The following is an 8,321-nucleotide window of genomic DNA, read 5'->3' as shown; positions in this document are numbered from 1 at the left end:
ATCACATTTCACTATTAATTGGAAAGATATTGTCATACAACAAATAAACATATTGATTAATGAGTCGAATAGTTCTAAGACTACATGACAATATTGTTCAACAATATGGCGCAAGAATATAGTAAAGGCGATCCTGAGTACCTTAAGGATAAGTCTATTAAGAATGGGCACCAGGTAATTTGCGAATCTTATAATACGAAATGGCGCATATCTAAGAGGTATGCGCCTTTCTTTATGAGAAAATACAAAAATTTAAATTTCGAACATTGTGATTACTTCAATTGCAAAAAACCTTAATAGTCAGCGCTTATTTTTAAAAAGTGAAATTATTGTGTACATCCATCCCAATTCATATTTATTTTCATTTTCATAGTGTAAACTGTATGAGACTAAGTGAATATTACTAACATTGGAGGTTTCTAATGATGAAAAAATATCTAATTAAGATAACAGCTATAATGATATCTATTTTTGTTTTATCAGCATGTGGAACAACTAACGATGAAGGTTCTGCTTCTTCTGACCAAAAAGAAAGTCATGAATTAACTGTTAGTGGTTCAAATTGGGAATTTGATCAAGAAACATATACGATCCCTGCGAATGTGGATGTAACGTTTAATTATGAAGATACTGCAGGTGTTCATGGGGTCAAATTAAGACCGTATGATGATAAGGATAACATTATTGCAAAAGTAATGGATGGTGACAGTGCTACAATTAACTTAGAACCAGGTACGTATGAAATCCGTTGTTTAACATTTTGTGGTGACCCCGGACACAAGGAAATGAGATCTCAACTAGTTGTTGAATAATGGATTAGTAATTCTGACTAATAGACAACCTGAATTTTTTCAACAATCTGGCGCTGTTCAGTAATAACACTGAGAGCGTCTTTCTTTATGTTTTGAGGGATATTGCTCAATTTGGTAACCTCAATGGACATTGTGCTTATTAGTTTGAAGTTTTTCAAACCAACTGAAGATAGGCTTTTATTCGAATCATTAACTTCTCAGTCCACTATGATTTTGTTTTTAGCAGGAGCTTTAGCAAATGTGGCTTTATTACTCCCAGGAATCAGTGGGTCACTGTTCGTATTTTATCCAGGGATTACATTAACTATTAACAATATCTTATTAAGTGTTTTCTTTTTTTATTGGTATATTTATAGCAATTAAGTTTGGAGAAGAAAGATAGATTGTATCCCGACGGTTAAGCTTTTGTAGTTGGAAACAAAAGTGATACTTAGCTTCAAAGGGAGTACTATTAAAATTAGACAACTTTAATTTATACTTATAAATAGATATTAGAATTTGGAGGAAACACATCTATGAATAATAAACTATATATAACTTTCAATGTATTCATTGTTTTAATTTGTTGCTATATGCTTTATCAAAACATATTTGTCAGGCAAGTTGGAATGAATATTACCTCCATAACTGTCCTTCTTCTTGCAAGTTCTAGTATAGTTGCAATAGTCCGAGTTATGAAGGAAAAGGTTGACTAAGTATACAAAAAAGATGAGCCAGCCCTTAAATCTAAAATATTACTTTTATGAAGCATAATGATTTATTAGTGTTTTTAACTAATGTCCAACCTGAGAATTGTTATTCAACAATATGGCGCCAATCTTGAATAAGAGAATCATGGAAGAGAAGATATAATATCGGGGAAGAAGGTGGTTTCTTAGTGGATATAAGAGAATATGAATCTAATGATTTAGAACAATTCACAAGTTTGATGGCTGATTGGGGACATTCTAGTTTATTAGATGATATGAAAGTAAGAATGGAACGTGTCGACTCTAATCCGAATTGCTACACCTTTGTTGCAGAAAAAGAAAAAGTTCTTGTTGGTATGATTGGAATAACCAGTCATACAACTTACACAAGTAACAAAATTAAGATTCAAATAACAGCGCTGGTTACGAAAAAAGAATAGCGCAGTCAAGGTATTGCTAAATCCTTGGTTAAACATGTAGAAGAATGGTCAATTAAAAGAGGAGCTAATTTTATATATCTCTTTAGTGGAATAAGTGAAGAGAGAGTACAGGCACACGAACTATATAAACTTCTCGGCTATGAAATAACTGGTTATAGATTTATAAAGAACTTGGAAAGATGATCTTCAGCACTATGGCGCAAATCTGAAATACAGATAAGCGTCCCTTATTATTTCTGGACAATTAATGAGTCGATTAGTTCTAGTTCTTCAAAAATGTCACATTTTACATAATCAACAATATACTTTTCAGTTTACTTTAGCTTAGCTCCCCCAGACTTTATTAACATAGACATTCGCACATTTAAATCAAGTTATATATGTTAGTCCAACCTTCTATAGCAAATAACCATACATATAAAGCAAAAACAATTATAGAAGGTGAAATTTTTATGAAAGATAAAGATTGTAAGTGTAAGGTAGTTCCAACACCACCTCAAGGACCACAGGGACCACCAGGGAAACAGGGGCCACGGGGGCCAATGGGAAATCCAGGCATGCCTGGTAGTGCGTTAGGATTTTGTGAAATATTCTCTCCACCAGGAGAAAATTTTAGTAATAGCGAAATTCAATTCGGAATGCCTGGTGATTGTGAAGGTTTTACCCTTGATAATAATCCAAATGATATACTCCTTCCAGCGCTAGGTTTTTATCAAATAACTTATGGTATTAATTCTGTCTTCACACAGGATGATGGAGGATCGATGCAATATACTGCTAGAAGTAGTAATAGCGGCGTTATTGTTGAATCTAGCTCAATTACTCAATGTAATTCGAGTGGTTTTATCATTCCAGCATCAAAATCATGTCTATATCAAAGTACAACGCCAAATGATAGAATTTCATTAATTGGAATTATTGACGGAGCAGAATATAATAATACAATCCTCCAAATAATTAGATACACATAATTAACTGAAATGGTGGATTTGTCGACCCTTTAAGTATAAGTATTTTTAAATAGGTTTTCTTTAAGTAACGAGGTCTTTTCTTGAAGACTGTTATTATTCTATTTTAAGGTTATTAAAATTGGAGTCTTCCACAATATGGCAAATTTCTCTGAGAGATGCGCCTGTATTTATGATTTGGGTCATGATTGTGGAATAAGAAGTTTTTTTATTTATCTATTGTATGAATTCATAACCTTAGACATTTTAGTAGACACAATACCCAATATGTTGTTCGTCCATAAGGGCAGATAGAAAATCGCTGGATATAAACAGCGTAGGTTAAAATTTACAATCTTAAAACCTATCATCACTCAGCTTATCCGAAAGGGAAACCTGACGTAATAGCAACTGTCGGAACTTGTGGTAATATGCACAATTAATATAGACATTTGCGCATTTTAGTCACGTTATATATTTTAGTCCAACCTTCTATAACAAATATTCATAATATAAAGTAAAAAAAAATATAGAAGGTGAAAATAATAATGAAAGAAAAAGATTGTAAATGTAGAGTTATTCCACTACCACCACCGGGGCCACAGGGACCTCCTGGAAAACCTGGACCACAGGGGCCAGCAGGACCAATGGGGATGCAAGGACCTCAAGGAGCAACAGGAGCAACAGGAGAACCAGGACCGGAAGTAAGGGAGATCCATTTAGCAGCTCAAACAGTAGATCTTGCAACAGTTGGTGAAAATTTTGTTGGGTTGGGTACCTCAGGTACTTTCCAAGAGAATAATGTGGTCATACCACAGGATGCAACCATTACAGATTTGATTTTTAGTACCCGACTAAATAACATAGCAGTTAATCAGTCTGTAATGTGTGAGATTATTGCAAATAGTACTTGTGGTTCCACAATATCTGGTTCAAATTTTGTAGCAACGGTAACAGGCCCAAGTCCAGGTCAAACAAATTGTTGTGGCGTCGAACAGGGTAATTTATCTGTTTCCCAATGTGACCTATTAGCTGTAAGAATCACTGCCACCGATACAAACCAAACACTAACTGCTGGTGTTGCAGCCACCATTCTTTATACAGTCCCGTAAAAAAACAGAATAAGTAGGAGTAGTCCATCTATTCCTACTTTATGTGCTTTTGAATCTTTGTATATTGATGAATATTCTATTCAATTCAAGTTTACATAATCGTAACTATAGGAACCGGCACACTTTTGCAAACGTTGATATAAAAGTGTTTTCTAGAATTGAAATATTATCGAATCTACATGATTTTATATATTGTTAAATTATAAAGGTTTTGAAGAGGGGGAATTTAATTATTTCCCGAATTTCTTGCATAAAAAGTTTTTGCAACATGAGGTGTTATTAAACACAAGTTGAGTTGTGTTTTCTAATTATCTACCTTTAAGAATATTCAACAATATGGCGCTATATTGAAAAAGTAAGTAACGGGAACGTCCAAATCGGACCCATATTTTATATCCTAAAAACAACAATTGAAATTTTACAAAGATTTCTTTATTTTGAAAAAAATCCATGCTATAATTTGATTGATTAATCAATCAATAAATATGAAGATTAGGGGGAGCTGGATTATTCAAAGAAAGAGTTGATTAGTAATGACTGGAGGAGATAAAACATGAAAAAGCTGTTGGTTGGATTACTTGCTGTGTTACTTATAGGGGTAATTAGTATTGCTGTAGTAATAAATGCGACAGGTGACTTTAAATTTAATACTGTAGGTTCACATGAAAAAAAAGTAGATAAAAATATAGAGATCAAAAAAATAGAAAGTAGCTTTATATCTTATACTGTAGATTTACATGAAAAAAAATAGTCAAAAATGAAGAGATCAATAAATTAGAAATTGACTTCACATCAAGTGATATTGAGCTTCAGCCTTCTGCCGATAATAGGTTTATCATTGAGCTGAATGGTAAAGTTAGTGCAAAGCTGAAAGATAAATTTAAACTAGAAGTAGAAGAACAAAATGATTTGTTAAAGGTAGAATTTCTAAACCAAAATACGGTTTCTAATATTGGTGTATCTATCGTGGATATTACTGTTTCAGTATCCTTACCTACAAAGATATATGAATCAATAACAGTAAATACTGCATCAGGAAATATTAAAACGAAAGACGTGCAAGCCGATAAAGTTTCCACATCAACAGCATCGGGTAATATAACAGTAGATGATCAGGAAGCAATTACTTCATCGTTTGAAGTAGCATCTGGTAACATGTATTTAACAAATGTAGTAGGTAATGTAACTGCACATAGTTCATCTGGGAATATTACTTTAAACAATGAGGAATCTTCTGGTAATATATCTGCTAATGCTTCAAGTGGAAATGTAAATATTGAATACGTAAAAGCCCCGTCCTCACTTTATATAAATTTTAAGGCTACTTCAGGTAATGGGTCAGTTAAATTAGATGGTGTCAGCTATGAAGAAAAATCTAATGACCGAATTATCGGTACCATTGGGTCTGGCGATCATGAATTAATTGTAGATATTATATCTGGTAATTTCAACCTACGTTAAATGGGATGAAGAGTCGACAATTGTTTCAATAAAACAGCTTACCTTTCTAGTGACCTGTTTTTTGTACTTACACAGGTTACTTTCCAAATGATTCTTTTTGTTGGTTTTCAAGAAGTAAATCTAAATCGCCCTGAATGAGGTATTTCTGTTGTATGTTGAAATGCCCCTCATGTATTTAGAAATAAATTGAAACCTTCAGGATAATAATCCGTATTAAATACATCACGTCTCTGAAAGAAGCTTAATTAATGCATGTATCATTAAGAAAGTAAAAGGGTTGATTCGTATGAAAAAAAGCTTGTTTATTATGTTCATTAGTTTTTCATTTGTTCTAAGCGCATGTTCTACAGAGAACTCTACAAAAAAAGGAAATGAATTATTAGAAAAATTACACCTTTCTGAAGAAACAACAGTAGAAAATACTACACAAAATCAAGTACGAGGTGTAAGTCAAAATTTAAACAACTTGGATTTATATAGCAAATTGGATAAAGCTGTAACTCGCTACGAAGAATACTATGATTTTTCGGGCGCTGTATATGTAGGTATGGATGATGAAGAAATATTCTCTAAAACATCTGGTATGGCTAACTATGACCAAGATGTTCCAAATACATTAGATACAAAATTTCTTATAGGGTCTTTGACTAAACAATTTACTGCAGCAGCAATATTAATACTAGAAGAAAAAGGGTTACTTGAGCTTGATCATCAAGTTACAGATTACATTCCTGAAGCAACTCAATGGGAAGAGATTACGATTCATCATCTATTATCGATGTCATCTGGAATTGTAAATACTGACCATCCACATTTTATCAGGAATATAGATGAATTTCTTGAGAGTTCTGAAAATAATAATATGTCTAATATTTCTCCGTTGTTAACCCCAGAAGAATCCATTGCTATATATAAAGACATTCCTCTTAACTTTAAACCAGGTGAAAGATATGAATATAGTAATTCGAATTATTTAGTACTAGGATTGATTATAGAACTAACCTCGGGTGATCCATACGAAACCTTTTTAGAGGAAAACATTTTTGAACCTTTAGGGATGTTGAATTCGGGTTATAGTATTGACTGGGATAATCAACAAAATAAAGCTATTGGCTGGTATAAAAAAAACAATTCAGAAAATAAGTTTTATCCTGTTCAAGCTGAGTATTTTCACTATCATTCAGCTGGAGGTTTGTATTCAACTATAAATGATTTAAAAACATGGAATAGAGCATTATATTCTGAAGAATTGTTAAAAAAAGAGACAATAGACAAGATGTATTCTCCTTATACTAAGACCTCAATCATTGAATATGGTTATGGGTGGTTTACAAAAGGAGATTCTGTTGAACATTCAGGATCTGTACCAGGGTTTATATCCCATATTTACCGCGAGCTTGATACAGAACTTGTCATTATTATCTTAAGCAATAATGAATCCTTAGTTGGGGGGATTTTGGATACCTTAACAAATAACTTAGAAGAATTGTTAAAGGCGAATGGTGACGATTAAAAGTAGGTAGAGGTTCCACTTTTTTATTAAACACAATAACAAGTGAGTCCAATAGTAAGATTAGCTTATCTTACTATTGGACTTCACGAAAATGTTATTCCACAATATGGCGCAAATCTGTTAAAGGTTAGCGTCTTATTCACTTATGGGGTATTTAATTGAATAAGACTACTTAAAAAAAGTCGATTTTCCTATGTTGAGGAAATCGACTTTTTTTAGATTGAGGTTTGCACAGTATGTTCCTTCAATTAACTTTTGTTGACTATTCAGTTGGACTGTAATATATTATTATAAAGTCAAACTATATAGTTGAACTGAATGGAGGTAAGATATGAAACATCAATTATTACCATTGTCTGAAACGATGCACTATATTTTATTAGCTCTGCGCGAACCACTTCATGGCTATGCTGTTATGCAAAAAATCGAGGAAATGAGCAATGGAACCGTTATTTTAGCAGCTGGTACATTATACGGTGCGATTGAAAATTTGAATAAGCATGGGTGGATTGAACCTATTAAAGAGTCAGGTCGAAAAAAAGTTTATATGATAACTGCGGAAGGAAGCACCATTTTAGAAATGGAACAAAACAGGTTATTGCATATTTTATCCCTATATGAAGGAAGTGAATCGAATGAAAAAGTGTAAAGTGTTTTTTGATATTGAAAAAGAGGAGGAATGGCTAAACGAGCAATTACAGAAAGGCTATCGATGTACAAATGTTAGTAGATTAGGAATATATACTTTCGAAAAAACCGATAAGAGATATGTGATGCGACTGGATTATCAAAAAAATTTATCAAAGAAAAAGTTCGAAGATTACAAAGGGATATATGAAGACTTCGGTTGGTTTTATATAAATGGCTCCTGGATTGGTGGAATTCGATATTGGCAAAAAGAAGATGATGATCATAATGAAATCTTCTCGGATCGCCAATCAAAGAGTAATTATTATAAAAGATTGATGGGTTATTCATTTGTGTTGGGTATGCTGTTATTGGCTTTTACTTATATGAACAATGACTCGGGAGTATATTTAACTGAAGGTCTTTGGAGTATGAAAGGTACATTATTTTGGAAAGCATTTTTATTTGAGACTCCATTTGTCCTTTTTAGATTTCTTCCAGCACTTATGGTTGTATTTATAGGAAGAAGTTTCTATAAAGCTTATAGAAAGTATTCAAAGTTAAAAGAAATCTAATAAAAGAGGGTTTTAGTTTCGTAAACTTTGTTGCTATTGTTATAGTCTTCAACAATACCAGCTAATATAAGTCAATACTTTCTAAGAAATCATACTAGGTTAAAGGTGATATAATAAAATGGACATGACAAATAAGCTTCAATAT

The 8,321-nt window shown here is 32.6% G+C and carries 9 protein-coding genes and 1 pseudogene; all 10 read left to right on the top strand.

Annotated features, from left to right (window positions below; genetic code table 11):
- Positions 1 to 422: 422 nt before the first annotated feature.
- The 10 genes and pseudogenes from SLH48_RS21930 to SLH48_RS21890 all read left to right on the top strand — a co-directional run bounded on the left by SLH48_RS21930 (position 423) and on the right by SLH48_RS21890 (position 8,176).
- A complete protein-coding gene (locus SLH48_RS21930) occupies positions 423 to 812 on the top strand; it encodes a hypothetical protein (protein ID WP_320259862.1) in 390 nt (129 codons plus the stop codon).
- 123 nt (positions 813 to 935) lie between these two features.
- Positions 936 to 1,175: an undecaprenyl phosphate translocase family protein gene (locus tag SLH48_RS22595; protein WP_413785460.1), complete on the top strand. Its 240-nt coding sequence runs from the start codon at positions 936 to 938 to the stop codon at positions 1,173 to 1,175.
- Positions 1,176 to 1,740: 565 nt separating this feature from the next.
- A pseudogene (locus tag SLH48_RS21925) lies at positions 1,741 to 2,124 on the top strand (GNAT family N-acetyltransferase).
- Between the two features lie 269 nt (positions 2,125 to 2,393).
- Complete coding sequence (locus SLH48_RS21920) at positions 2,394 to 2,912, top strand: hypothetical protein (RefSeq protein WP_320259861.1); 519 nt, start codon at positions 2,394 to 2,396, stop codon at positions 2,910 to 2,912.
- Positions 2,913 to 3,436: 524 nt separating this feature from the next.
- On the top strand, positions 3,437 to 4,000 hold the full coding sequence (locus SLH48_RS21915; RefSeq protein ID WP_320259860.1) for a hypothetical protein: 564 nt from the start codon (positions 3,437 to 3,439) through the stop codon (positions 3,998 to 4,000).
- A 553-nt stretch (positions 4,001 to 4,553) separates the two neighbouring features.
- Complete coding sequence (locus SLH48_RS21910) at positions 4,554 to 4,751, top strand: hypothetical protein (RefSeq protein ID WP_320259859.1); 198 nt, start codon at positions 4,554 to 4,556, stop codon at positions 4,749 to 4,751.
- Positions 4,748 to 5,461, top strand: a complete 714-nt coding sequence (locus SLH48_RS21905; RefSeq protein WP_320259863.1) for a DUF4097 family beta strand repeat-containing protein — start codon at positions 4,748 to 4,750, stop codon at positions 5,459 to 5,461. Before SLH48_RS21910 ends, SLH48_RS21905 begins: the two co-directional genes overlap by 4 nt.
- 286 nt (positions 5,462 to 5,747) lie before the next feature.
- Entirely contained in the window at positions 5,748 to 6,974 is a 1,227-nt protein-coding gene (locus SLH48_RS21900; RefSeq protein ID WP_320259858.1) for a serine hydrolase domain-containing protein, read from the top strand.
- Positions 6,975 to 7,305: 331 nt separating this feature from the next.
- Positions 7,306 to 7,623 carry a PadR family transcriptional regulator gene (locus SLH48_RS21895; protein ID WP_320259857.1) on the top strand — a complete coding sequence of 106 codons (318 nt, stop codon included), beginning with the start codon at positions 7,306 to 7,308 and terminating at the stop codon, positions 7,621 to 7,623.
- Positions 7,610 to 8,176: a DUF2812 domain-containing protein gene (locus SLH48_RS21890; protein ID WP_320259856.1), complete on the top strand. Its 567-nt coding sequence runs from the start codon at positions 7,610 to 7,612 to the stop codon at positions 8,174 to 8,176. Before SLH48_RS21895 ends, SLH48_RS21890 begins: the two co-directional genes overlap by 14 nt.
- Positions 8,177 to 8,321 lie beyond the last annotated feature (145 nt).

Origin of the sequence: Cytobacillus sp. IB215316 (assembly GCF_033963865.1) — a bacterium.
Classification (GTDB): domain Bacteria; phylum Bacillota; class Bacilli; order Bacillales; family SM2101; genus Nanhaiella; species Nanhaiella sioensis.
The sequence above is the reverse complement of the archived record's forward strand: the minus strand, read 5'-3'. Positions and strand labels throughout refer to the sequence as shown.